The sequence below is a fragment of the Reticulibacter mediterranei genome, from assembly GCF_016587455.1.
This window is the reverse complement of the sequence record NZ_BNJK01000001.1, coordinates 294,067-319,370: the sequence shown is the minus strand read 5'-3', so window position 1 is coordinate 319,370 and position 25,304 is coordinate 294,067. Positions and strand designations below refer to the sequence as shown.

Here is a 25,304-nt window from a genome sequence, read left to right as displayed (position 1 = left end):
AACGAGACACGATATCTCTTACACTGGGTTGCGGATACACAGGACAACTGGCCGTCCTTCCTTGCCCAGCCTGTCTCATTTTCGGAAGAAAGGGAACAACTATGGTCGAACTTCGCATTTTCGACACCCCAGTCAAGATCAAGGGAACGGTCTTGGTCCCCATCGTTGCTCTGTGGGGAATCGTTACCTGGTTGGGGTTCTCTTGGCATCCAGAACGTGGATTCTGGCAAGGGGTACTCATTGGATTTGTCACGGTGCTTCTTCTCGCGCCTGCGGACTTTGGCCATGCTCTCGCCCACATTTTCAGCGCTCGCTATGCAGGGGCACCGATAGATGAAATACGGCTCTCAGCGGGTATGCCGCGAACGCTGTATTGGAATAATGAGGTTTCACCTGATGTGCATCGGATGCGTGCCATAGGTGGTCCCATTTTCAACGTGTTGGGACTGCTCCTGAGCGCAGTGATCTCTGCAGTCGCGAGAGGCAATCCAATCATCAGGGAGCTCGCGACCTGGTCGGCGGTAGGGCATGGATGGATCTTGCTCGCTGCCCTCTTCCCCTTGCCCATGGTGGATGGGGGTACCCTCCTGAAGTGGACGTTGGTCGCAAGAGGAAGGACAGAGAAAGAAGCGGATGAAATAGTGCGGCTTCTCGACTGGGTGTTGGGAATAGTGGGAGGGATAATTGGCGCGGGGTTGGCTGCTATGCAGATGTGGATAGGCGCTGTGATCGTGGCGGGAATTGGTGCCGTTGTCATAGCTATAGCGGCAGGCAAGATTCGATAGGGATTGCCTCCGCGCAATTGGGATCACACTCGTAAAGGAGTACGGACAGAGGGACCATGATGATGTACAATTGTCATAGAAACAACCAGACAGGAAGAAAGAATGCGAGCAACTGGGGAAGAGCGTTTTCCGGTGCGAGCGGTGAGAAGAACTGGGGAACACACGGAGACCCCTGCATATCCGGTGTGTGTGACTGACCAGCGCGACGGGTTAACAGGAAGAAAGAAGAGGAGGTATGGAGCCAATTTGCATAGTGATTGCCGATGATCATCCACTCTTTCGCGACGGGCTACGCGCCTTGCTGGAATCGGTCCCAGATACGCGGGTGATTGGTGAGGCTACGACCGGCACCGAGGTCATCGAAGAGGCGCAAGCCTTGCAGCCAGACCTCATCCTGATGGACATCAAAATGCCAGGCACCAACGGCATTGAGGCCACACGGCGCATCCTCCAGACCAGTCCGCACATCCGCATTCTGATCCTCACCATGTTCGAGGATGACGAGTCGGTCTTCGCTGCCATCCGCGCCGGAGCGCGTGGCTACCTGCTCAAGGGAGCTGTGCAGGAGGAAACACTGCGTGCCATTCGCGCGGTAGCCAGAGGCGAAGCCATCTTTGGTCCGGCCGTCGCCTCACGTCTCACACACTATTTCAGCAGCATGCAGCCTACAGGAAAAAGTGGCCCAACCCACTTCTTCCCAGAACTGACGGAGCGGGAATACGAGATCCTCACCCTCATCGCACAGCGCAAGTCCAATGCGGAGATTGCGGTCCAGCTCATCTTAAGCCCCAAGACGGTGCGCAATCACGTCTCCAACATCTTGAGCAAGTTGCAGGTGGCCGACCGGGCCGAAGCGATGCGTGCGGCCTGGACCGCCGGATTGGGGCAGTTTCCTTCGGAGGATTTGTAAGTGGACCAGGAAGCATTGCCAGAGGAGACGTCCCTCGTCATGTCTTCGCTACCCCCCGCCGATACCCGCTTATCTGGGACACGTCTGCGGCTTGCCAGATGGGGGTGGATCCTACTGGTGCTGATCTTCTGCGGCTTCTACCTGGCGGGGGTGCTCGTGTACTATGTCCAGCTCCACGGATTCCAGCAAGGGGCCTACGCCCATCTTCTCGCGATGCCTGCTGTGGTCAGTGGTTATGATACCTTTGTCTCCCTTTATCTGCTCCTTACCGGTCCCTATGCCACGCTCAACATCACGCTGATCACCTGTTTCTCCCCGGTCTGGATTGCCGTGAGTCTGCTGATCTTCTGGCGCAGGTCCGACGATTGGATGGCGCTCTACATTGCCTTGCTCCTGGTGATGCTGGTGGTCAGTCTTTCCCCCGCTTTCTCGGTACTCTCCCGTGTCGTTGGCCTCACTTCCCCCTTAGGAGTCTGCATCACTCTGCTGCGCCTGTTCTCCTTCAGTTCGGTCATCTTCTTTTTCGCGCTCTTCCCTGATGGGCGTTTTGTCCCCAGTTGGACGCGCTGGATGACCCTGGCCTACCTGGCATGGCAAGTGCCACTCTTCCTGCCATCCACCTCGCCCTTCTCTCTGGTCCACTGGCCTCCGCTGCTGCTCGCCTCTCTTCTCCTCTGCATGCTTCTTGCCTGTGGCTTTGCCCAACTCTACCGCTATCGACGCGTCTCCACTGCTATCCAGCGACAACAGACCAAATGGGTGGTGTTCGGCATGCTGATGGGTACACTTTTCGATGCCGCCAACCTGCTGCCTCCGCTCATCTGGCCCGCACTCTCCCAACCTGGTCCTGCTCAGGCTCTCTATGCCATCCTGAGCGAAGTGACCTTTCCCTTCGTCTTGCTCCTTGTTCCCATCACGATAGGCGTGGCGGTGCTGCGCTACCGGCTGTGGGACATCGACCTGCTCATCAACCGGACCCTGGTCTACGGGTTACTCACTGCGAGCATCATCGGGCTTTATCTACTGGTGGTCGTTGGGCTGGGTACGCTGTTGTCGGTACTGGGCAGCCTGCTCCTGTCGCTGCTGGCCACTGGACTGGTCGCAGTACTCGTTCAACCGCTGCACCAGCGTCTGCAACGGGCCGTCAATCATCTGATGTTTGGGGAGCGTGACGAGCCCTATCGCGTGCTTGCTCGGCTCTCGAACCGTCTGGAAGCCACGCTGGCCACAGACAGCCTCCTGCCCACCATTGTGCAGACTGTTGCTCAGGCGCTCAAGCTCCCCTCTGTCGCCATCACCTACAGGCAACAAGGAGAAGATGTTCTTGCCGCCTCCACCGGGGAAATAAGTAGAGAGGCGCTGGTGCGCCTGCCGCTGGTGGCCCAAAGCGAACACATGGGCGATCTTTGGCTGGCAGCACGGGCGCGAGGCGAGCCCTTGACGCCCGCCGACTTGCGCCTGCTGCATGACCTGGCTCCGCAGATTGCGGTCGCCGTACAGGCGGTGCGCCTGACTGCTGAACTGAGGCACTTGACGACTGACTTGCAACAGTCGCGGACACGGCTCGTGACCGCACGAGAAGAGGAACGCCGCCGCCTGCGCCGCGACCTGCATGATGGGTTGGGGCCGACGCTGGCCAGTCTCACCTTCAAAATCGATGCTGCCCGTAACCTGCTCACTCGGGACAGCACGCGTGCGGATCGGCTCCTGGAGGAAGTGCGACAGCAGACACAAGGGACCCTCGCTCAGATCCGCCGCCTGGTCTATGATCTGCGCCCGCCAGCCCTCGATGAACTGGGCCTGCTCTCGGCCTTGCGCGAGCAGGCGGTTTCCTCTCAGCACCAGGGGCTCCAGATCCTTGTCGAGGTTCCAGAGTGCCTTCCGCCGCTTCCGGCAGCGGTCGAGGTGGCTGCTTATCGCATCGCCCTGGAAGCGCTGACCAATGTCGTGCGCCACGCCGAAGCCCAGCGGTGTTTCCTGCGTCTGTGCCTGCAAGAAAGCGTCTTGACTCTAGAGGTGAGCGACGATGGCAAGGGCATTGCCGATGACCATCGCATCGGTGTGGGACTGCTGGCGATGCGCGAACGAGCGGTCGAACTGGGAGGAAGGTGTGGTATTGCACGAGGCCCTTCTGGTGGTACAACGGTCCGGGTCACCTTCCCACTTGGCGTGGCCGCAGATTCTTCCCCATTCTCACCTCCAGGCAGTGTCTCATAGATCGATGCCGATGGCTGCCATGCTATAAAGATAGGACAGCCCTCGGGACAAAACCGGGACGGGTGCTCATGACAGTGGGACGCGGCATCTCCTATACTGGAAGCAGAAAACAATGAATGGATTGGCCTTTGGTTCATACTTGGCTGCTGGATCTGGTGAAGCAGCCAGAAAGGATGTGATCATGCGCGTCTTAATCTCCGGAGGCGGCATAGCTGGCCTCACGCTCGCTTACTGGCTACAGCAGTATCATATCCCAGCAGTGGTAATTGAACAGGCGAACACCATTCGCCGTGATGGCTACGCGATTGACTTTTTTGGTACGGGCTACGACGTGGCTTCCCGCATGGGACTCCTCGACCAACTGCGCTCTCGGCAAATTCCTTTTGAGGCACTCGTCTACGTGAACAAGGACGGCAAGACTATTGCCAGACTGGATATGCGACTTATTCGGAAGCTCACCGAGGGAAAATACATGGGACTGATGCATGAGACGCTCGAAGAAGTGCTCTATGAAGCGCTGGAAGGGAGCGTTGAGGTGCGCTTTGGCCGTTGGATCGAGTGCATTGAGGCTGATCCGGATACGGTGGAGGTGACGTTCAATGATGGAGCGACCGAAACCTTCGATCTGCTGATCGGGGCCGATGGCGTCCATTCGAAGACACGTGCCCTGGTCTTCGGACTCCAAGAGCAATTCAGCCGGTATCTGGGCTACACCATTGCCTGCTACCCGACTCCCGACCGCTACGGCATTGGCAAGACGTTTCAGATGTATAACGAACCGGGACGCATGGTTGCGGCCTATTGCACGCCACAGACGGACGACCTCCTCTTGTTTTTCATGTACCAGTCACCAAAGCCTGAGCATGTGCTACGCGAGCAGCGGCTCTCTCACTTACGCAAGGTGTTCGCAAGCATGGGCTGGCTGACCGAGCAGTTCCTCTCTGATGTTGACCCGGAGGTTTCTGTGTTCATGGATGCAGTGATCCAGATACAGATGCGGACCTGGCATCAAGGCCGCGTGGCTCTGGTCGGAGATGCCTGCGATTGCCCCACGCTGCTTTCTGGGCAGGGAGCCTCCCTGGCGATGGGAGGTGCCTATCTGTTGGCCAAAGCGCTGCACGATACCGCTGATTACCAGGAAGCGTTTCGGCGCTACGAACAGCAAATGTCTGCCTATGTGCTGGAGCAGCAAAAGAGTGGGCGCAGTTTTGCCAAATCCTTTTTGCCTGGCAGTCCCCTGGGTCTCTTCGTCCAACAAGCGATGCTGAAAGTGCTCTTCCGCGAGGCGTTTGGTGGCCTGCTGCGCCGTCAGTTATTTGCACCGAGCATCTTGCCTGTGTCAGATGCCAAACCAGATCTGCCGGGAGAATCGCCGATTCGCTCCCGCACCGCTGATCCCCGTCTCCCGCCAGGAGATAAAGAGTAGCTGAATAGAGAGCAATGGAATGGATGAGCCGGCCACGTTTGCGTCTCTGTTCTCGCGAGGCGAAACAAGGAGATGACGGAGAGCTATGTTTCAGGGTCAAGTCCAGTCTGCTGGTCCACCGTCATCAGGTCGGGGTTGATCCTCCAACCTTTTCTGTGACGGCAGACAAAAAAGAATAGGGTATTATGTTGCACCTGTCTTGAGATCGAGGACAAGAAGAAGAGGCGTGAGCAAGAGCGGGAAGAGGAGGTCCACACGACTCTAGAGTTATTGGTCAAGTATTCACGTAGAGAATGCTTCTCCTCACCATCACGTCAGCAAAATGAACGCGATGCAATGCCGACCCTGGCGTTCTGAACCCTGCCGCGAACGGGTAGCTTCCAGCATGAGTGAATCCCGCCCCAACTTGATATATCTTCTTGAATGAGTTATCATTGTAGTGAATCACCGTTCAAATAAATGCTTGTTTGTTCAACCACGAGAGGAAAAGATAAGAGCGTCTCTGAAGGAGTTCGCCGCAAGGCAGGCTTCGCAGCCTCTCTCGCGGAGAAAGGAACACAACGATGCAGCATCCTCAGAGGAAGGAATTTCCTCCTTTTCAATCCAGACAAGAGGTCGTGATTCATGCCCCTCTCCAAATCGTCTGGGCATTTGGGCAAGATTTGACGAAGATTGCTGAGTATCATCCGAGGGTCAAGAGGGTAGACCTCATTTCAGGGAAACATCAGAGAGAGCAGGAGGTTGCCTATAGATGCCACCTCAACGATGGGAAACATATGTGTGTCGAGAAAGATCTCGAAGTGGTTCCCCTGGAAAGGATCGTCACGGCATTCTCTGAAGATACTATGGGGATGACCAAACTGCTTCCAGATTATCTGGTTGAAACGAGGTTGACTCCTCTGGCTTCACATGAGACAAAAGTGGAATTTCGGCATTATTATTCAACCACGTCTCTCAAGGCAAAAGTATTTAATGTCATCGCAAAACATACTATTACACGAGACGCTCAAAGCACTCTTAACGCTCTCAAAAGAGCGATTGAAAAACAGGCTACATCGCTTGAGCAGGCACGAACGCAAGGAATATGTAACTATGACAGCATATCCTGATCCCATTCAGACCCCGCTTGTTGCTGCACGTCGCGCTCAGAGAGCCTGGTTTTGCCTGCTGGATGACCCAGATCTCCTGCCATCAAGAGGTCTGGGCGATGGGAAGGCAAAGGCAGAACAGGTGAGTCATCTTGCCCGAACGAAGCAAGGATTGATTGAATATCGACGTGTGGGGCAAGGTCCTGTCGTGCTGGTCTTGAACGGTGGACATACGAACTGCCATTCACCACTGGGACATGAGACCTTTTTTCGAGAGCTAGGCTACCAATTGCTTGTCCCTTCACGACCTGGGTATGGCAGGACGCCCTCCTCCACCGGGAAAACGGCTGAAGCCTTCGCCGATGCGCTGGTGAGCTTGCTTGATTGCCTTCACCTGGATCAGGTGATCGTCGTAGGAATCTCCGCTGCTGGACCAACCGCTTTGCAGTTGGCAGGTCGGTATCCACAACGCGTGAGCAAAGTGATCTTGCAGAATGCAGCGGTAGATGGGAGGTACGCCAGCGGCGTGATCCGCTTGGGAACCTATGTGTTCTTCAATCCCTTGCTGGAACGAGTGATGTGGGCCGCTTTTCGAGGATGGGGACGAGTTGCGCCACAAACTGCACTCAAAAGTATGATGAGAGGTCTCACCTGTTTGCCTCTCGATCAGGTGATGGCAAGAATGGGCCCTAAGCGGCAACGAGCAGCCCTGACCTTTTTACAGGCTTCACGTTCAGGAGCAGGATTTCTCCATGATATTCATCACCACTGTGGAGATCTTAGCCAGGTGACTGCTCCGCTTCTCGTCATCACCAGCAAATATGATGGTCTGGTTGATGCATCGCACGCGACGTATGTGCAGAACCATGTCCCTCAGACGCAACTTTTCGTCTCTGAGGCTGAGAGTCATCTGATGTGGTTTAGTTCGCATGATCAGGAGATTCAGGCTACCATGCGAGCGTTCCTGCACGCCTGAAGAGGAGAAATCTCCTCCCCTCTTCAGACTCAAAAGTGTTTTTGAATTAGGAGGGAAAGGACTCAAGATGTGCTCAAAAAATGGAGGCGTCAATGAACACACTGGAGAGCTTCTCTCCCCAGTGCGCTGACGACGTGGCGCGGCATCACTTCATAGAGCATGTTTCGTCAGTTCCCCGCCGGATATCTTTTTGAGGAAGGACAAACACCATTGACCACCATTGAGTAGCTGATTCAATGGTGGTCAACGTTCAGAAAAGGAAGGCGTGCTTGCGCGTTCTAGTCGCCAGCACCCGCGACCGACATTCCTTCCTCGCCCACAGGGAGCGCGTAGGGTTCGGCGTCGGGATTGTAGCCGAGGCTGCCCATCTCAGGGATATCCAGTCCTGCCAGTTCCGTCTCAGCGGAGACACGCAGGCCGAAGAAGCGCTTGTAGAGCGTAAAGAAGACCCACGAGATGCCAAAGACATACACAAAGCAGACGACCGCCCCGATGATCTGCGCTACCAACTGGCTTGCGTCGCCGAAGAACAATCCTTTGACCTGTAAGCCGCCATAGTTTGCCAATCCATCAGCAAACAGGCCGACCGACAATTGTCCCCAAAGACCGTTAAAGCCATGAACCGCGACCGCGCCGACTGGATCATCGACTTTGAGGACATTTTCCACAAAGCCTGCCGCCACAATCACGATGACGCCAGCAATCGCTCCGATGATGGCTGCACAGATTGGATTGACATAACCACTGGGAGCGGTAATGGCAACCAGGCCGGCGAGCAAGCCATTCCCCATCATCCCAATATCCGGCTTTTTCGCGCCCGTCACCCAGGTATAGATCATCGCCGCCACTGAGCCAAAGGCACCAGCCAGCATCGTATCCACAGCGACCAAACCAATGCGCAGGCTGCCGTTGGTCGAAGCTCCTAGCGTGCTACCAGGGTTAAAGCCGAACCAGCCGAAGGCCAGGATAAAGCAGCCCAGCAGGGCCAGCACCATATTGTGTCCGGGGATCGCATTGGAGCTGCCATCTTTGTTGAATTTGCCCAGACGCGGTCCCAGGACAATCGCCCCAGCCAACGCACACCAACCGCCAACGGCATGCACCACGCCACTGCCTGCAAAATCGATATAGCCTTTGCCCAGACCGACCGACCCAAGCTGTGAGAGCCAGCCACCACCCCAGGCCCAGTTGCCAAAGACGGGATAGACCAATGTGGAGACAAACAGCGAGTAGACGCAGAAAGCCGACCACTTCCAGCGCTCGGCCATTGCTCCGGTTGGGATGGTGGCCGTTGTATCCATAAACACCATCTGGAACAGGAACATCACTGCAATGCCCACGTCATAGGTGCCATCGCTGAGGAAGAAGCCTTTATAGCCGATGAGACCCCAGTTGACGCCGCCAATGGGGATCGTCACCTCGTTGGTGAGAGCCGCTAACCCGCCGAGGTTGGGAACACCAGCCAGGCCAATACCGCCAAACTGGAAAGCAAAACCTGCGATGAAGTAGCCGATCATGCCCAGGCCGTAGACCATAAAGTTCATCGCCATCGTATGCCCGGCGTTTTTGGCGCGACAGAGACCCGTCTCAACAAGAGCGAAACCTGCCTGCATGAACATGACCAGATAGCCAGTGACCAGCGTCCAGGTCAGGTTGATGCCCAGTCGGTTTTCATCGACCAGCAGCGCCAGGTTGTAGGCAAACGGCTCTTTCGTCTTAGCTGCATCCAGGTCTTGCTGCGTCATCGGTGTGCCATTGGCAGAGACTTTGGTGAGATTGCTCTGATTGGCGGTGGAAAGACCACTGGGATCGGCGTTTTCCCCACACGAACTGAGCACGACGGCAAAGGTAAAGAGCATCAGGCCACTGAGAATGAGGGCTGGCACGCGACGGCGGAACCAGAGCGCCAGGGCCGATGGAGGAGGAGCTTCGTGACGCACCTGCAAGAAGCGCTGGAACGTGGGCAGCACCTCTTTCTGGCGAGAAGCTAACACCACCAGCCTCAAGGGAGCATATCCTGCACGAGGCATCAAGGTGAGGCGTCCCCCGTGCACCCCAACGTAAGAGAATTCGTTCCACCGACGGAAGGACACGTTATTACAGGCGATGCCTTCAGAGGTGAAATGATAGCGTATAGGAAGGTTGACAAGTGCGAGGGCGAGGAAAATACAAGCAACTTCCACTGGTAATGAGAACCAATGACCAATGGCCGCCAGGAGCAAGAGCGCGCCCAGCGCATACATATTAGTACGATGCAACACCAAGCGCTCACGGAACGAGAGGGCGACGGAGGTGACAGGTTTCCCGGAGGCCGGAACGCCAAAGGGGAGACCGATACGTACCAACATCAGGATGAAAAAACATCCAACTAACAGATAGACCGCCATAAGACCGTCCTTTCTCTCCTTATTCAATTAAAGAAAGAGATGATGGAATATAATTTAGCTCACCTCACGCGATGTTGGCACCCGCTTCGCCAGCGCTGGTCGAAAGCGATCAAACAGATGAAACCATCGTCGTGGGTCAGGTGGCTGCCGGATGATAAGACCTTTACATTTCTGACGGGACTGAGTAAGGAGTTGCCTTGCCATTGCCACCAGATGCTCATTAGCACCGTGAGGTATGCTCAACCCCTTTTCCAGCATGGTGACAGCATTGGGGTAAAAACCGAGGCGATAATAATATTCGGCATATTTGAGATGAACAAGTAAGTTGGTGGGCGCATCGTGCAGCGCGTGCTGCAATTCGTCTTGCGCCGCATCAATAGCATAGCGCTTGAGCAGTTCGATGCCACGAAAGGCGCGAGCAGAAGCATAGGTGGGATCAACCTGGAGAGTCGCATCGAGCGCCTGCATCACCTTGTCGCCCAATCCCAGATCCAGGTAGGCCATGGCCCTCGCAAAATGGCCCTGGGGATTTGTTGGCTGGGACTCGATGGCCTTGTGGAAACGACGGAGCGCCGCCTCGGGATCGCCGCGCCGCAAACACGCGTAGCCCTCATCAAGCAGATCAGTGGACATGGTTTTCCTCCTGCAATGCCACCGCTTCCTGGCCAGGAAGCAATTGCTCACTCAGTGCAGACAATGGATCGTCGAACGATTGGTGAGCAGGAAGCAGATAGGTGAGCTTGAGCAATAAAGGTGTCACCAACGTAGTCACTAGCGTGATCAGAATGACCACCGAAAAGAGAGAGGTATCGATCAATTTTGTCTGCAACCCGATAGTGGCGGTGATCAAAGCAACCTCGCCCCGTGAGATCATCCCCACACCCACCACGAGGGCTTCGTGAGGACGGAAACGACACAGGAGTGCTCCTCCACCACAGCCGAGAACTTTGGTGATGAGGGCCACCCCGATAAAGGCAAGCAAGGGCAAAACGGCGATCTGGCCGATACTGTTGAAATTAGCCTCGATGCCAACGTAGACGAAAAAGAGCGGAATAAAGAAGGCATAGCCCAATTTGGAGAGGCCGTCATGAACCCACGCTTTCATGTCGGTCCGGCTGACCAGAATCCCGGCGATATAGGCTCCAGTGATGGCCGCCACATTACCCAGCGACTCAGCGGACCAGGCATAAAGCAAGACGAGAGCCAGTACCAGACCAATGCGTGCTTCCAGGGCCAGCAGGCGTGGCAGCCAGCGCGAGAGCAACGGGAAACCGTAGTGACCAAGCAGATAGGCAATAGGGAAGTAAAGCAGCATCTTGACAATGCCCCAGGTCGGGTTCTGTCCCAGAGTAAACGCCAGGATGACCGAGAGGACAATCAACCCGAGCACATCATCAATGACGGCCGCCCCAAGAATGGTTGCCCCCTCTTTGGTAATGAGCTTGCCTAAATCTTTCAATGTTTGTGCTGAGATGCTGACACTGGTCGCGGTGAGCAGGGTTCCGAGGAACAGGCTGACCGGAAGTGTATAGCCAAGCGCGAGCGAAAAAAAGGTGCCAGCAAGAAAAGGAACAATGACCCCGAGCGAGGCCGAGACAAACGCCGCGACTCCCACCTGGCGCATTTGCTGCATATCGGTTTCCATGCCCGCCAGGAACATAAGGATAATCACCCCGATATTGGCAAACGAACTGATGAGCTCATTAGGGGCAACCAGATGCAAAAACGACGGTCCAATAAGGACACCAACCAGCAGTTGCCCTAAAACGGAGGGAAGGCGCACGCGCTGACAGAGCCAGCCTGCTCCCTTCGCCACCAGAAGCAGACATGCGGTCAAGGCGAGAAATGATGGAACAGACACGGATCATTACTCCTGCTCTAGATACATGAGAGCCAATAGAGAGTCAATGCATGACTCGCCTATGAGTATGCAAAGAAAACAGCATGTAGAAAGGGCTTCCCGTCACTGGGCCATTGAAGAAACAACGCTGTATTGATTGAGTGGTTCTTTTTTAGTATAAAAACCTATAGAGCAAAAAAGAACAGACGAATTATCACAAATTGAAAGGCATGATTTGTATGTTTTGCCTAAATAAAAACTCATAGTCCCGATAATTATCTCAAAACCAACAAAAATCGCAACAAACTTTCTCAAAAACAGCTAAATATTGTGCAAAGTATCCATACAGGAAGCAACGGTGAACACGTGCAAATCCTCCTCACTTCTCTACTTCTCTTTGTTGAGCAAAAAGAACACACGATGTGTTCCATCTTCCATCCTTTCGTCCTTACGACGTCTCCTCATGAAGAAGAGTGTGTTCACAGGAATGCGAGCGTGGTTTGAGCGTGGCAAGATACTCCTGTATGCAGGTATCATCAGGCGCTTTTAATTTGAGACAGCGATAGCAAGCGGGAACGCAGTTGTCTACGCTCGTCCCTCCTTGTGGACGGGGAATGAGATGATGCATGACCTGAAAAGGCTTGTTCTGACAATAGGCGCAGCGCCACTGAAAATAGGCCAGAATGCTCAACCACTCAGGGAGGGTTAAGGTGGCTTCAGCTCGGATGTAGCGCGCTCGAATGATTTGTCCGCGAACACGATCATATTCACGGATAAAAATGAGATACATTTCTTCTGTGCCTGCACGTTCGCGGATCTTGCTCACCACCTTCCTCTCCTGTTGAGAGATCACGTGAGCCAGGTGCAGGAGAAATTGTTCCTGTTCTGCGAGCATGAAGTACTTTATCCTCCAAGTACAACACAGACAGCCTTTTCTACGAGAAGAGAGAACTCTTCTTCTTTTCATATTACTGATGGATGGGTCTGTGTGCAAGGGCGGGAAAAATACCTATAGAAAAAAGATACATAAAGCAATTGACAAGAAAGGATAATTTCTCCAGACACCTTCAAAGAAATGAGACGACCGCTTCTGAATAGGGAAAAGAAAGCAGCAGAGACGATAGCGAGTGCCGTTTATAAGGAAGGGAGCTGAGTGAACACATGAGAAGGTGAGAGGGTGAAAGGTAAAACGAAAAGATTCGCTGCGATTTCCCCAGTCACTACAGCGAACAGAGTGAGGGTCATCCCCATGACGTGACGATAGCCAAAAAGAGAGGCAAGTAAGGCAGTCATGAGTACTGCCAGCGATGCCCAGACCCATGAGATCCCAACGCATCGACCAGGCTCCTTCAAAGAGCAGGGGGCAGGTAGGAACACAAAGAGCACCAGTTCCGGGGTGAGATGAACCTCTGGAAGCAGCCCCACCATGCTCAAGAGGTGTCCCACGACCACCAGTCCTAACGTATAGGGCACGGCAATCCACTGCGTCACAAAGATGGTGAGCAGCGCAATCACCAGGAAGAGGATCAGAAACCCCTCCAGGGCCGGTATCGGCATAGACGATCATCCTTTCGTTTGTCACGAGAGGTGCATTTCCCTGTCTTGTATGGGAGATGCCGACGTTTCAGGTTCAGCCCGAGGCAAGCCGTCCTGACCGTTGCAGCCGCAAGATCAGTGCACCCAGACCCGCCGCAAGCACGCCAGCCGCTAGAATACCCAGCTTCGCCTGCGTCAATAACTGGGGTTGGATGTCCTCGAAGGCCAGATCTGCCAGAAAGAGGGACATGGTAAAACCGATGCCAGCCAGCATCCCCACGCCAAGCAGATGCCGGAAGTTGACCCCCTCTGGCAACTGGGCGAGGCCACAGCGACTGAGCAGCCAACTGACGAAGACAATCCCAATGGGCTTGCCGATCAGCAGCCCCAGAGCCACTCCCAGACTCACAGGGGTCAAGAGCTGATCCAGGGTTCCTTCCAGGTGAACTCCAGCGTTGGCAAAGGCAAAGAGCGGGACAATGACGAAGGCAACACTTCTCTGCAATAGGTGCTCCATACGCCCGAGAGGAGCCTGGACCTCCTCGCATGCCGTTTCGAGTGCATGGACCGCGCTCTGGTGCTCTTCGTCCAACAATCGTCGTGGTTGAGTGCTGGGCACAGCGTCTGCCTCCACAGAGAGCAACGCTTGTGCCTGCGCGACAAAGGTCGGCAGATCCAGTCGGGAACGAGCAGGCAGCAGGAATGCCAGCACGACGCCCGCAATGGTCGCATGGACCCCAGAGTGAAAAAGCGCAGCCCATAGAAGGAAGCCGAGCAGCACATAGGGTAACAGTCGGTGCTGCCGCATTCCCCTCAGCAGAAACAACCCTGTGACCGCGACCCCCGCAACACCGAGGGCCATCCAGTTGAGTCCTTGCGTGTAAAAGAGGGCGATAATCAGCACCGCAATGAGATCATCAGCAATTGCTAATGCGCTGAGAAAGACCTTGAGGGCGGGCGGAAGGGAACGACCCATCAGGGTCAGAATCGCTAAGGCAAAAGCGATATCAGTAGCCATTGGAATAGCCCACCCTCGGGCGCCGCCGGTGCCTCCATTCCAGATGAGGTAGATCATCGCCGGGAAGAGCGCCCCACCCACTGCGGCCAGGAGAGGCAAGGTGGCCTGGCGTGGCGAAGAGAGTTCCCCAACCAACACCTCCCGCTTGAGTTCCAGGCCCACCAGCAAAAAGAAGATCGCCATCAGGCCATCGTTGATCCAGGTATGCAGGGGATGGTCCAGAAGGAGGCTCCCGACGCCTATGGTCAGGTGGATCTCAAGCAGGTGAGCGTAGCTCGCGGACCAGGGCGAGTTGGCCCAGAGAAATGCAATGAGGAGGCAGATGAACAGGAGCAGACCACTAGCCGTTTCTGCCTGCACAAATTCCTGGAAGGGACGCAGGATCAGGCGCGTGATCCGAGCGTTCTGGGCGCTCTGGCTCCTCTGATGTTGGGTCTTCATGATGTATCTCCTTTCGGCGGGAGAGAAAAAAGGCACAAAAAAAGCACCAGATGCCGACCAGGCTTCCCGGCGCTCCTGGTGAGACGCCACGCGTCTCACCTTGCAGGCTCTATTGTACTCGCAACAAAGGGGGGTTGGCAAGAGGGATGCGCGGATCTATTCCTGTGGTGGGTTCCCGAAAGGCAAGATGGCCCCTTCTGTTTTCGCAGATGGAGAACCACCAAGAAAGAGTGCAAATGGCTTTCTTGTATTACCTCCCAACAGGCTCTTTACTGAGCGTATGCACCGAGCAGGCCTGAGTAGCGACGAAGCAATGCGCGCCCATCTCCAGGAGCCGACACCCTCTTCCTCCATAGCAAAAGATGCCTATGATGCGACAAGAGAAATTGACTGCTTTTGCTGCTCGCCTTGCCTCTCTTATCGCATGATGGACATGAGCAAGAGAGCATTCGTGGTCCGACACGCCACCGCTGCTGCTCACTGTTGCTCTTGGATCGCTGGGCGAGGCTGGTACTCATCAGAACAGGAGAGATCATGCGCAAGCAGGAAGGCAGGCAGAGCGAACAAGATGGGAGAACCACTGCTAAAGAAAGTGGATTTGGTAGTGCCACCCACCAGCGATGCCGCTGTATCCGCAGGAGGTGCAGACCCGTGTTACCCTCAAAGCTTGTATGCGCAGACAGGAGGAAAATGTGTTGGGCATTCTACTCACGACCATCAAAACCCGCTGGTTGGATGTGGTGAACGGCTTCTGGCTCGTCCCGGGACTCATTGCGCTATGCGGTCCGTTGTTAAGCCTGCTCTTCATTTGGCTCGATCATGCTGTGGGTAGCCCTCATCTACCGCTGTTCTTCAACGGAAATGCGACGGCGGCCAGCGGCATGCTCTCGGCTATCGCCGCCTCGTTCATCGCTGCCTTGAGCCTGGTCTTTTCAATTACCATCGTCACGCTCCAACTGGTGACCAGTCAATACACTCCTAGAGCTTTGCGCGGCTTTCTGGCTGATCGCCTCACTCAGAGCGTTGCCGGGAGCTTTCTCGGCATTTTTGCCTATGCCTTGCTGGTCCTCACCGCCGTGCGAGAGCCAGAGTCAGGTTATGCCGGATTTGTCCCATCGATCAGCATTACGGTTGCCATTGGCTTCTCCTTCCTCGGCCTGCTGCTCTTACTCCTCTTCTTTCACCACACCGCCGAATCCATTCAAATTTACAATATCACCGCACGCTTGGCCAAAGAAACGATGCAAGCCATCGATCACCTCTATCCCACCTGGGGCAACGGCTCCCCAGGCGAGGATGAGACGATCTTGCTCGAACAATGGGAAGCGTCTGCCCTTCCCGAGCGGATCACTCCCACCCGTTCGGGTTACGTTCAGTCCATCGCCTTCCACCACTTACAGCGAGCTGCGACACGGCTTGGGCCGGGGCTACGCCTGCACCTGGTCGTCTGCCCCGGCGACTTCGTGACCCCAGAGATGAGCATTGCGCATGTCTGGGTGCCGCGCGAACTGGAACACGCCACGATCTCGATCATTCGGCGCAGCGTCGTCGTCGTGAATCAACGCGATATCGTGCAGGATGCCGCCTTCGGGATCCGCCAACTGACGGATATCGCCTTACGTGCACTCTCCCCGGCGGTCAACGATCCGACCACCGCCGTCAATTGCATCGAGTACTTGCAAGCGATCTTCGAGCATCTTGCCCACCGCACCCTCCCCTCAGCCATTCACCACCTGGGTGATGGCAGCAGTCTATTGGTCATGCGAACCCGAACCTTTCATGAATATCTGCAAGCCTTCGTCGAACTTGGGCGTGTCAGTACGACCAATGCCCGGGTGGCCAATGCACTCCTGATGGCCCTGGAGCAGGTGGCTCGCATCGCAACCCAGCAAGGGCAAGAGCGCTTACCTGTCCTGGGTGCTCTCGCACAAGCCATTGCGCGCCCTGCTATCCAGGACGCACGCACCCAGCACGACCGTTCCTTGCTTGAGCAGCATCTCCAGCAGGTCGAACAGCTCACAGGTGTTCGCTCTGAGCAGATCCGGGCCGGGGAGCAAACCTCTGTCTCAATGCAAGGCTGCTCTTGCCACCTGCTGCCTCCAAAGGATGAGGTGGAGAGGAGGTGGCTCACATTACTCCTGACCTGCAAAGCGTTGCTCCTCCAGGTCCAATTCCCGTTCGAGTGCGCGTAGCACCTCATCATCAATCTGCCCCTGATCCCGTAAGCGAATCACGGCGCTGCGCTGAGCTGCAATGATCTCGCGCTGGAGCCGCTGGTAGGTGAGGAAGGTGTCCTCCTGCGGCAGGAGAGTGCCATCCAGGTGTTCGTTGGCATGGGCAGCCTTCTCCTCATAGCGAGAGCGCATGCTCTCTACAAGGTCCTGGGGAACCCATGCTTCTCCGGAGAGTTCCCGCAAACGAGCGAGGGCGGATCGGGCGGCTACAAGTCGGGCGCGCTGGCGTTCTTGTTCTGCGGTGTCATCAGCCGTTGCTCCAAGCCACCGAATAAGGGGAATGAGGCTCAGTCCTTGCCCCACCAGCGTCACCAGGATAACCCCGAAGGTGATCGCGATCAGCAGTTCTCTCCCCGAAAAGTCCTTTCCCCCTGTCAGGGTGAGCGGCAAGGCCAGGGCCGCTGCCAGGGAGATGCCTCCCCGTAACCCCGTCCAGGCCACCACCAGCAGACCACGAGGGCTGGGATAGGGATCGTGGGCGCGCACGGCAGACAATGCCCAACGAGGGAGGTAGGCACTAGCGAAGACCCATAGCAGGCGCACGAGGATCACTGTCAGACTGATAAGGATAGCCTGCCCTACAATGCTCATCGCAGAGCCATCGAGGAGCGTTGCCAGCAGGTGCCGCAGTTGCAGCCCGATTAACAAAAAGAGCAGGCCATTGAGGAGGAAGACCAGCACGTTCCAGACGGCATTCGCTTGCAGGCGGGTAGTGGAAGAGAAGAAGCGCGAGGAGTGGCGGCTCAAATACAATCCTGCCGACAGGGTTGCCAGTACCCCTGAGACGTGTGCCGCTTCCGCCAACAGATAGGCGGCGAATGGGGTGAGCAGGGTCATAGTAATCTCGATGGGGGCATCGTCAATATGACTGTGGAGCCAGGCCAGCGGCCATCCCACCAGCAAGCCTATCGCCAGTCCACCCGCGCTCACCAGGACGAACTGCCAGAGCGCCTCCCCCAGTGCAAACTGTCCACTCACGGCAGCCGCCACCGCAAACGTGTAGACGACCAACCCGGTCGCATCATTGACCATGCTTTCCCCTTCCAGAATGGTGACCACCCGTGCTGAGAGGTGCATCCGTTGGGCGATGGCGCTGGCAGCCACTGCGTCGGTCGGTGAGAGGATCGCGCCCAGGACAAAGGCCACCGGCCAGGAGAGCCCGAGCAGCAGTTGTGCCACCAGCGCTACGCAGGCAGTCGTGAAGAGGACCAGGCCAACAGCCAACAACAGAATCGGACGTAAATTGCTGCGGAAGGTACGCCAGGAAGTCTGCCAGGCCGAGGAGTAGACCAGGGGCGGCAGAAACAGGAACAAGATCACTTCCGGGTCCAGGTCAATCTCAGGAAGAGCCGGGACCAAACCGAGCAGTGCGCCCCCAAGCACCAGCAGAATGGCGTAGGGAACGCGGAAACGAGTCGCCAGGCTTGCCAGGACGAGCGTTGCCACCAGCAGACCCAGCGTGAGTGTTATGGTTGCCGTCATCAGGAGGGATTTCCCTTTTCTCAGAAAATATATACCGGTAGTATACGCCGGCATGCTCTCACGGCTCAAGCCCACAAACTTCCAGCACACCCCATTGTGAGGTTTCTGCTTTGTAAAGTGTTCATGAAAAGTGGAGAGCAGGTCTCTTGACTTTGACACTATGTCAATCCTTAGCGGTAACGCGGAAAGAGGATCAGGGAGGCACCTCATGGAGGGTGACACAACGAGTTTAACTGAACAAGAAGTGAAGTCGTAGCAAGCCTGAAGAGCGGCGTTTCCTTGAGAGAGGCTTAGATCGAGAGGAGATGGGGTCAGAGTACTCAAACTTTCGCGTACAGTTTTCAGATTTGTATGCTCTGACCCTTCTAATAGAATAGCGATTGGATCACCCCGCCTTGCATTTCAGACCCATCAACATCAGATCCAGGCCGAAGGTGAATTGGGCATCTGCTTTATACGTGGTCAACGCATATGCAGCCTCTACCGTATGGGCGGGTGTTTCGCGAGGGAGACGTTGCATGAGGTGTGCGAGGCGTGTGATGTCGGTCATGGATTCCGCCTCTGCGTGTGTTGCTGACGGCGGCAGCAGCGTGGCTAACTCGACCATTGCGTACCCAATCGCGTAAGAGAACAGCGCGCAGATGACCTCTCCTGCGCGCTGGCGCTCAAAACCCTCTTGTTGGAGCCGCCCACGCATGGCATCGGAGAGTTGAAGCATGCTCAGTGGCAAGATCTGGCGGTTCAACAAGAGGGTGTAGGCGCGGGGGTGGGCATGAGCCAGGGCATACAGTGAGGTGGCGACGGAGCGGAGCAAGGCTTCCCAGCCAGTCTCCCTCCCTGGTAATACAATTTCTCCCCACAGTATGTCTGCGACACCATCCAGCAGGGCTTCTTTGTTTTTGAAGTGACGATATAGTGACATTGGATCTACGCCCAACTCACTCGCAAGTTTGCGCATGGTGAGGGCTTCCAACCCCTGCTGATCGATCAATCGCAAACCTGTGTGCAGAATACGCTCACCCGTGAGCGGCTGACGTGCCATTTCCTCTGACTCTCGCTCAGGTTCCCCGGTTTCTCTTCTCTCTGTCATGATTGCACTGTTCCTCCTCTTTGCAAGACCAATAGCAGGATCACCTCTTGACAAATCTACAATGTATGTCTACACTGTATTTTAGTCTACAGTGTAGACATACAGCGTTCTTGATTGTACCACATTGCCGCAGAGGGCGAAAGGAGGAACTATGTTTCAGATGACCAGGAACGATCGACTGGACAGTGCAAAGTCTCCAGATCAGAAGTCCACTCCCAAAGAGGATTCTCCCCAACCGCTTGCATTCGAGTTGCTCACGTTGAGCAAAATCTACCACCGAAGCAAGGGGATGCTGGTTCACGCCGTTGACAACCTCACCCTGTCTCTGCCAGTCGGTCAGGTGCTCGGGTTGTTGGGACCCAATGGAGCAGGCAAGACCACGACCATCAAAATGCTCTGTGGATTGGTGACGCCGACGAGCGGGCGCGTGTTGCTCGGAGGCGTGGATGTGGCGCGAGAGCGGTCCCTGGCAGTGCAGCAAATTGGAGCAGTCCTGGAGGGAGCGCGCAACGTCTACTGGTCGCTCTCTGCCTGGCAGAACTTGCTCTACTTTGGACGCCTCAAGGGACTGCGCCGCAAGGAGATTGCCCCACGTGCCGAGTTCCTGTTGCGCTCCCTTGATCTCTGGGAACAGCGGCACCAGGCCGTGAGCGGCTTCTCCCGTGGGATGCAACAGAAGGTTGCGATTGCCTCAGCCCTTATCACCGACCCACCACTGCTGCTGCTCGATGAGCCAACGCTCGGGCTGGACGTGCAGACGGCACGCACAGTCAAAGAGTGGGTTGCACAACTTGCACATGAGCAGGGCAAGACGATTGTGCTCACGACCCACCAGCTCAATCTGGCGCAAGACCTCTGTGATCGTGTGGCCATTATTCGCCAGGGAAAGCTCGTGACTGATCTGCCGACACGCGAATTGCTTGCTCGCTTTCGCCAGGATCTCATAGAGATCCGTCTGGGGGGAAGCGTCACTGCTCTCGCCTCGCGCCTTTTCGACGGCTTCTCGGTCACCTCAGATGAGGGAGGCAGCCGCATACGTGGGCCAATCGCCGATCAGGCCCAGCTCTATGATCTGCTCGCCGCCTGCCGCGCACAGGGGCTACCACTGCTCGCCGTTGAGCCAGTCGAACCGGACCTGGAAGATGTCTTTGTTCAGATTCTCGGGGAGGAATAAACACGATGCGACCAACCACCTCCCTGTCTTCTCAGGAGATCCACGCGATCAAGAAGAGCGCAAGAAAAGGCAACCCCCGATTCGTGTCGGCGGCACGCGCACTGCTCAATGAAATGCAGAAAAGCCTGTGGCTGTTGTGGAGACATCGCGCCGTCCTCCTCACAGAGTTCGTTGCCCTGGTCATCTTCTACCCACTCCTGCAATTCCTCATCGGAAATGGCGGAATCGAGCAAGCCCGTGTGCTCCCCACGCTGTTGGCCTTCCTGGCCTATCCACTGCTCTTCGTCACGACCTTCAAATTCGTGGGTGATCTGCGTGAAGAGGTCAACGGCGGCACCTTTGAGCACATGCACCTCAGTCCGTTTGCCCCTGTCGCTCTGTTCGTGAGCCGGCTGGTGGTTCTGATGCTCGAAGGGGTAGTGATCACCACCATCATTGGCGTCTTGATGAGCTGGGTTCTGAGAGTACATATTCCGCTGAGGCTCGCGGGAGCGTTGCCTGCTGCCCTGACCATCGTCGATATCATTGGCTTTGCGCTTTTGCTCGGGGGGCTGGCTCTCGCTCTTCCTCAGACCGGGGTCATCGTCTCGCTCTTCAATGGACTGATTTTCCTGCTCAACGGAACCTTGATTCCTCTGGCCTGGTATCCCACCTGGATACAGGCGCTGGCTCGCTTCCTGCCCACCACGCTTGGCATCCAGGCCACAGATAAGGTGGTTCTGCAACAGCAGTCGTTGGCTGCTATCTGGGCTGATGGCACCCTGCCGTGGCTCATCGTCTACACCGTTGGGCTTTTAGCGCTGGGCTGGCTCGTGTTCTTGCTGAATGATCGGCGAACGCTTCGACGAGGCATCTCTCATTAGCGGAAGAAGAGCTGGCCCGGACATGGCCCATGAGCCAGTGTGAAATGTATGGAGTTAACTAATGGACACGAAGAGACTCGATGTGGTGCCGTCTCACCTATCTGGCGCGTTTCCGCCTCGCAGGCACCAGGCAAAGATAGGAATCCAGAAGCTCAGGATCATGCTGGGCAACGAGGTCGCGAAAGGCTTGATCGATCTGTGGCGGGGCAAAGTCGCCTTGTTGCTCGAAATGATCTCCTTCGGCCTCTTTTTCCTGGTCATTACGTTTGCCCAGGGAAAAGGCAGCTTCCACCAGGTGGCCGTTGCCCCGTTGCTGCTCGGCTTCGTCGGCTACCTCTTCTTTCATATGCAAACGAACCGGCTCTTCTGGGGGCTGCTGGGTGAAATCCAGAGTGGGACGCTCGAACAGATGTATCTAAGCCCACTCCCTTCGTGGGGGCTGCTGTTGGGGCTGACAGTTGCATCCATCGTGGAAGCGCTGATCACCTCTGTCCTGATGTATCTGCTGATTCGCCTGGTCGTCCCGGTGACGATCCCTCTGCGGCTGTCGGCCTTGTTGCCCTTGATCCTGCTGGTCGTGGGGAGTGTTGGATACTCCTTGATGGTAGGTGGGCTAACCCTGCGCTTCAAGCGCCTGGAGATCCTCAAGGAACTAGTGCAGGGTGTTGTGTTCCTTTTCGGCGGGGTGTTCGTCCCGCCTTCCCACATGCCGCAGTGGATGGCGATCATTGCACGCTTCCTTCCTATTACCCCAGGAATTGCGGGATTGCAGCAAACACTGCTGGCAGGAAGCTCCCTTGGGGCGCTGGCCAGCGATGGGACCATCTTTTGGCTGATAGGGAATGCTCTCGCCTATTTGGGACTGGGGATCATCGTTTTTCGCTGCTGTGAGCATATGGCGAAACGCCTGGGCACGCTGGGCCAATATTAAGAAGCGTATGGAGACTACAATGCTTCATGCATAAAAAAGGGAAAAAGGAGTATACGATGGGACACACACTTTCAACGTTGGATGACGTTCAGGAACGCTATGCCTGGTTTGAGCAGATGCGTGCGACCCAGCCGGTCTGGCTGGATGAGCAAAGTGGAGCCTTTCATGTCTTCCGCTACGTGGAGGTTGAGCGCGTCATTACCGATTTTAGCTCGTTTCCTTCGCAAGGCGTGTGCAACAGCATTCTGGGGATGGACCCACCCCAACATCGTTCCTATCGGAATCTGATCACATGCGCCTTTACCCCACGCACAATTGAGCGCCTGAAAGGCCGCGTGGCCGAGATCACACAAGCATTATTGGATGAGGCGCGGCACAAGGGCGAGATGGATATCGTCACCGAATTGGCCTATCCCTTGCCCGTGACGGTGATCGCTGAACTGTTAGGGGTATCCCCGACTGATCAACCGCTGTTCAAGCGCTGGGCCGATGGACTGCTCGGTCAGCAACTCTCGGATGCCCGGCTGTTTCAGCCCGACGAGCAAGAAATCCAGCGTCTCGGACAGGTCCACGCACAGATGCAGGACTACTTTATAGCGCTATTAGAGGAGCGCACGCACGCACCACTTGACGACCTGATAAGCGTCTTGCTGCGAGCCTCGACCGATGGCAAGCGGCTCTCCGGAGAGGAGGTGATCGAGTTCTGCAAGCTGCTCCTCGTCGCCGGGCATGTGACGACGACCGATCTGCTCAGTCAGGCGATCCGCTGCTTTGATGAGCATCCAGACGTTTTGGAGCAGGTCCGCAAGCAGCCGGAGTTGCTGCCTGGGGCCGTCGAGGAAGTGTTGCGTTTTGCCTCGCCGTTCTGGCGTCTGACGCGCATGACCAGGACTGAGGTGCGCCTGGCAGGCACTACGATCCCAGCAGGGACGCTGGTCTTTGCCTGGCTGGCCTCGGCGAACCGGGATGCCGAGGTGTTTCCTGACTCGGAGCGTTTTGACATCACCCGCTCGCCGAATCGGCATCTCGCCTTTGGGCGTGGCATCCACTTCTGTCTCGGAGCACCGCTGGCGCGCATGGAAACGATGGTGGCTCTGCCAATGATCCTCCAGCAGTTGCCCAACGTGCGTGTCATCCGGGAGAAGCCACTAGAGCTGTTTGAGGGGGAGTTCGTGTTTGGCCTGAAGCATTTGCCAGTGCAATTCGATACAGAAGCAGAAAAGAGGGGCATATGAATCCAGAGAGGCCCATTCAGCGGTGCTTCAATCCCGCTGTTCGTCGCCCTTACGACTCTCCTTTGTTGAACGGTTGAGTATATTCAGCCAAGACGACATCGACATAGTCGGCAGTACTCTGTTGTGCGTAGAGGCGTTTTACATTGGGTGATGGACAGCAGAGAACTGGAATGATGGTGCATTCCCGCTCTCTGTTGCCAGTCGCAGAATGGTGTGCTTGTCAATCAAACGTGAGGTAGCACCAGCACCTCTGCGCTGCGAGACGGCAGGCGAGTGCTTCTCTACTGCTCATCTTGCCTGCCGCCTAATGGAAAGCGATTCCAGGCGTTCTGATTGGCCGTAATGCGATAGCCATCGGGGTCAGCAAAGACGAAGTTGCGCCCAAAAGGACCATCAGAGGGCGGCTTGATGATGAGAGCACCTTTCGCTTCCAATGTGGCATGCAACCCATCGACATCATCGCAGTCGATCCAGAGCGTCACACCCCATCCCGGATAAGGTGCTTCATCCAAGTGTATTCTTGCTGCACTCAGACCAAAGGGAACCGAGTTGGTATCGAAGAGGACAAAGTCGGCAGTGTCGAAGCGCTCATCAACAGACAAGCCCAAAACCTCGGTATAGAATGCACGCGAGGCGGAGAGGTTGCGCACCTGCAAGCTGAAAAAATCTGGTCCGAGAAGTTTTGTCATGTACGTTTCTTCCTTTCCATGCTGAGGCGTTGTCCCGTCAGCGGCTCTTGATTGCTTTCTTACGAGAAGTCTACCCTAGACGAGTGACAACAGTATGTCAACAGCGCAGCGGCTTTTTCAACAGGTGGGGTGGAAATCACCGCTCAAATAATCCGGCTCACTTCATGTGAGCATGAGCCGTCTGTCGGTTATCAAAAACAGTCGATGGCTTATAATTTCGCAAAAGAATATAAACAGTTCGACGAGCTTTTTAACGGCTTTGTGGACATATTAGGTGCGAACTGCCCAGCAATACGCGGGACTCAAGCAGCCGGAGATCCAGCGCCGGTTGCATCTGCCCGCCGATCAGCAGTTCAGCCGACCGGAAAGTGATCATCGCAGGCTTGATATTGCGGGTGAGCGAAGAGGACCGAGTTGTAAGGAGCCAGGCAAGTATGTGAGAGCCTCGCCTGACTCCTTCATTCACCTCAACAAGCTGTAGATCAGGCCAACCGTCACCCCGAAAACGATGTGTCCGATCAGCCCACCGAAGAAACCCATCACGCCGAGCGATTTCATCATGTAAGCGCCAGCCTCCTTGACCGTGCCAGCCCTCATACCAGCATGAACCATCGGCGCAAGAGCGAACATCCCGCCAACCAGCAGCCAGTGGACCACGCCAAATGCCGCTCCGAGGAGGGCAGGACTGCCTGGAAAGATCTTGAACGCGATCACATATGGGATGGCAAAGCCAGCTCCCAATGCCCAGTGCATCACGTAGCCGAGAGCCGTTCTGCGATCTGGTCGGGTGATATAGCCCAAGATCCCATGTACATCAATGGCGGGCAGCCCGGCTCGTGTCCCCCCAAGCATCATGCCAGTCATCAAGGTTGTCCCGGCCAGGCCCGCCACGAGAGCAATAAATACCTCCGAAAACATCATCATGTAACTCCTTTACCTTCAATAAATCAGAATTTCAATTCTGATATCCTCAAAAAAAAGC

The 25,304-nt window shown here is 55.8% G+C and carries 22 protein-coding genes; 12 read left to right on the top strand and 10 right to left on the bottom strand.

Going from position 1 to position 25,304, the window contains the following annotated elements:
• Nucleotides 1-101 precede the first annotated feature (101 nt).
• The 6 genes from K3T83_RS01560 (at nt 102) to K3T83_RS01535 (ending at nt 7,402) form a co-directional block, all read left to right on the top strand.
• A complete protein-coding gene (locus K3T83_RS01560) occupies nt 102-785 on the top strand; it encodes a hypothetical protein (RefSeq protein WP_220201235.1) in 684 nt (227 codons plus the stop codon).
• 235 nt (nt 786-1,020) lie between these two features.
• Entirely contained in the window at nt 1,021-1,695 is a 675-nt protein-coding gene (locus K3T83_RS01555) for a response regulator (RefSeq protein ID WP_220201234.1), read from the top strand.
• A 39-nt stretch (nt 1,696-1,734) separates the two neighbouring features.
• A complete protein-coding gene (locus K3T83_RS01550; RefSeq protein WP_220201233.1) occupies nt 1,735-3,912 on the top strand; it encodes a sensor histidine kinase in 2,178 nt (725 codons plus the stop codon).
• Between the two features lie 181 nt (nt 3,913-4,093).
• Nucleotides 4,094-5,338, top strand: coding sequence for an FAD-dependent monooxygenase (locus tag K3T83_RS01545; RefSeq protein ID WP_220201232.1), 1,245 nt, complete (start codon nt 4,094-4,096; stop codon nt 5,336-5,338).
• 563 nt (nt 5,339-5,901) lie between these two features.
• A complete protein-coding gene (locus tag K3T83_RS01540) occupies nt 5,902-6,447 on the top strand; it encodes an SRPBCC family protein (RefSeq protein WP_220201231.1) in 546 nt (181 codons plus the stop codon).
• Nucleotides 6,431-7,402 (top strand): alpha/beta fold hydrolase, encoded by a 972-nt coding sequence (locus K3T83_RS01535; protein WP_220201230.1) that lies wholly within the window; start codon nt 6,431-6,433, stop codon nt 7,400-7,402. Before K3T83_RS01540 ends, K3T83_RS01535 begins: the two co-directional genes overlap by 17 nt.
• Before the next feature lie 278 nt (nt 7,403-7,680).
• On the opposite strand, the gene K3T83_RS01530 is transcribed toward K3T83_RS01535, so the two are convergent.
• The 6 genes from K3T83_RS01530 to nhaA form a co-directional block, all read right to left on the bottom strand.
• Nucleotides 7,681-9,261, bottom strand: a complete 1,581-nt coding sequence (locus K3T83_RS01530; RefSeq protein WP_373324570.1) for an ammonium transporter — start codon at nt 9,259-9,261, stop codon at nt 7,681-7,683.
• 582 nt (nt 9,262-9,843) lie between these two features.
• Nucleotides 9,844-10,422, bottom strand: a complete 579-nt coding sequence (locus K3T83_RS01525) for a tetratricopeptide repeat protein (RefSeq protein ID WP_220201229.1) — start codon at nt 10,420-10,422, stop codon at nt 9,844-9,846.
• Nucleotides 10,412-11,650 (bottom strand): cation:proton antiporter, encoded by a 1,239-nt coding sequence (locus K3T83_RS01520; RefSeq protein ID WP_220201228.1) that lies wholly within the window; start codon nt 11,648-11,650, stop codon nt 10,412-10,414. The genes K3T83_RS01525 and K3T83_RS01520 overlap by 11 nt, the downstream gene beginning before the upstream one ends.
• Before the next feature lie 427 nt (nt 11,651-12,077).
• Complete coding sequence (locus K3T83_RS01515) at nt 12,078-12,524, bottom strand: HNH endonuclease (RefSeq protein WP_220201227.1); 447 nt, start codon at nt 12,522-12,524, stop codon at nt 12,078-12,080.
• Nucleotides 12,525-12,763: 239 nt separating this feature from the next.
• Nucleotides 12,764-13,186, bottom strand: coding sequence for a hypothetical protein (locus K3T83_RS01510; protein ID WP_220201226.1), 423 nt, complete (start codon nt 13,184-13,186; stop codon nt 12,764-12,766).
• 73 nt (nt 13,187-13,259) lie between these two features.
• Nucleotides 13,260-14,624, bottom strand: coding sequence for a Na+/H+ antiporter NhaA (gene nhaA / locus K3T83_RS01505; RefSeq protein WP_220201225.1), 1,365 nt, complete (start codon nt 14,622-14,624; stop codon nt 13,260-13,262).
• A gap of 692 nt (nt 14,625-15,316) precedes the next feature.
• Between nhaA and K3T83_RS01500 the strand changes: the two genes are divergently transcribed.
• On the top strand, nt 15,317-16,816 hold the full coding sequence (locus K3T83_RS01500) for a DUF2254 domain-containing protein (protein WP_220201224.1): 1,500 nt from the start codon (nt 15,317-15,319) through the stop codon (nt 16,814-16,816).
• Here K3T83_RS01500 and K3T83_RS01495 read toward each other — a convergent pair.
• Both K3T83_RS01495 and K3T83_RS01490 read right to left on the bottom strand, forming a co-directional pair.
• Nucleotides 16,757-18,340: a Na+/H+ antiporter gene (locus K3T83_RS01495; RefSeq protein ID WP_220201223.1), complete on the bottom strand. Its 1,584-nt coding sequence runs from the start codon at nt 18,338-18,340 to the stop codon at nt 16,757-16,759. The genes K3T83_RS01500 and K3T83_RS01495 overlap by 60 nt on opposite strands.
• A gap of 385 nt (nt 18,341-18,725) precedes the next feature.
• Nucleotides 18,726-19,430, bottom strand: a complete 705-nt coding sequence (locus K3T83_RS01490; protein WP_220201222.1) for a TetR/AcrR family transcriptional regulator — start codon at nt 19,428-19,430, stop codon at nt 18,726-18,728.
• 160 nt (nt 19,431-19,590) lie between these two features.
• Between K3T83_RS01490 and K3T83_RS01485 the strand changes: the two genes are divergently transcribed.
• The 4 genes from K3T83_RS01485 (at nt 19,591) to K3T83_RS01470 (ending at nt 23,633) form a co-directional block, all read left to right on the top strand.
• On the top strand, nt 19,591-20,604 hold the full coding sequence (locus tag K3T83_RS01485) for an ABC transporter ATP-binding protein (RefSeq protein ID WP_220201221.1): 1,014 nt from the start codon (nt 19,591-19,593) through the stop codon (nt 20,602-20,604).
• Nucleotides 20,605-20,609: 5 nt separating this feature from the next.
• Nucleotides 20,610-21,467, top strand: a complete 858-nt coding sequence (locus K3T83_RS01480) for an ABC transporter permease (RefSeq protein WP_220201220.1) — start codon at nt 20,610-20,612, stop codon at nt 21,465-21,467.
• A gap of 61 nt (nt 21,468-21,528) precedes the next feature.
• Nucleotides 21,529-22,398 (top strand): ABC transporter permease, encoded by an 870-nt coding sequence (locus K3T83_RS01475; RefSeq protein WP_220201219.1) that lies wholly within the window; start codon nt 21,529-21,531, stop codon nt 22,396-22,398.
• Nucleotides 22,399-22,454: 56 nt separating this feature from the next.
• Nucleotides 22,455-23,633, top strand: a complete 1,179-nt coding sequence (locus K3T83_RS01470) for a cytochrome P450 (RefSeq protein WP_220201218.1) — start codon at nt 22,455-22,457, stop codon at nt 23,631-23,633.
• A gap of 281 nt (nt 23,634-23,914) precedes the next feature.
• Here K3T83_RS01470 and K3T83_RS01465 read toward each other — a convergent pair whose 3' ends face one another.
• Nucleotides 23,915-24,322, bottom strand: coding sequence for a VOC family protein (locus K3T83_RS01465; RefSeq protein ID WP_220201217.1), 408 nt, complete (start codon nt 24,320-24,322; stop codon nt 23,915-23,917).
• A gap of 274 nt (nt 24,323-24,596) precedes the next feature.
• On the opposite strand from K3T83_RS01465, the gene K3T83_RS01460 reads away from it, so the two are divergent.
• Nucleotides 24,597-24,803, top strand: a complete 207-nt coding sequence (locus K3T83_RS01460; protein WP_220201216.1) for a hypothetical protein — start codon at nt 24,597-24,599, stop codon at nt 24,801-24,803.
• Here the strand turns inward: K3T83_RS01460 and K3T83_RS01455 are convergent.
• A complete protein-coding gene (locus tag K3T83_RS01455) occupies nt 24,785-25,246 on the bottom strand; it encodes a DUF1440 domain-containing protein (RefSeq protein WP_220201215.1) in 462 nt (153 codons plus the stop codon). The two genes, K3T83_RS01460 and K3T83_RS01455, sit on opposite strands and share 19 nt — an antisense overlap.
• Nucleotides 25,247-25,304 lie beyond the last annotated feature (58 nt).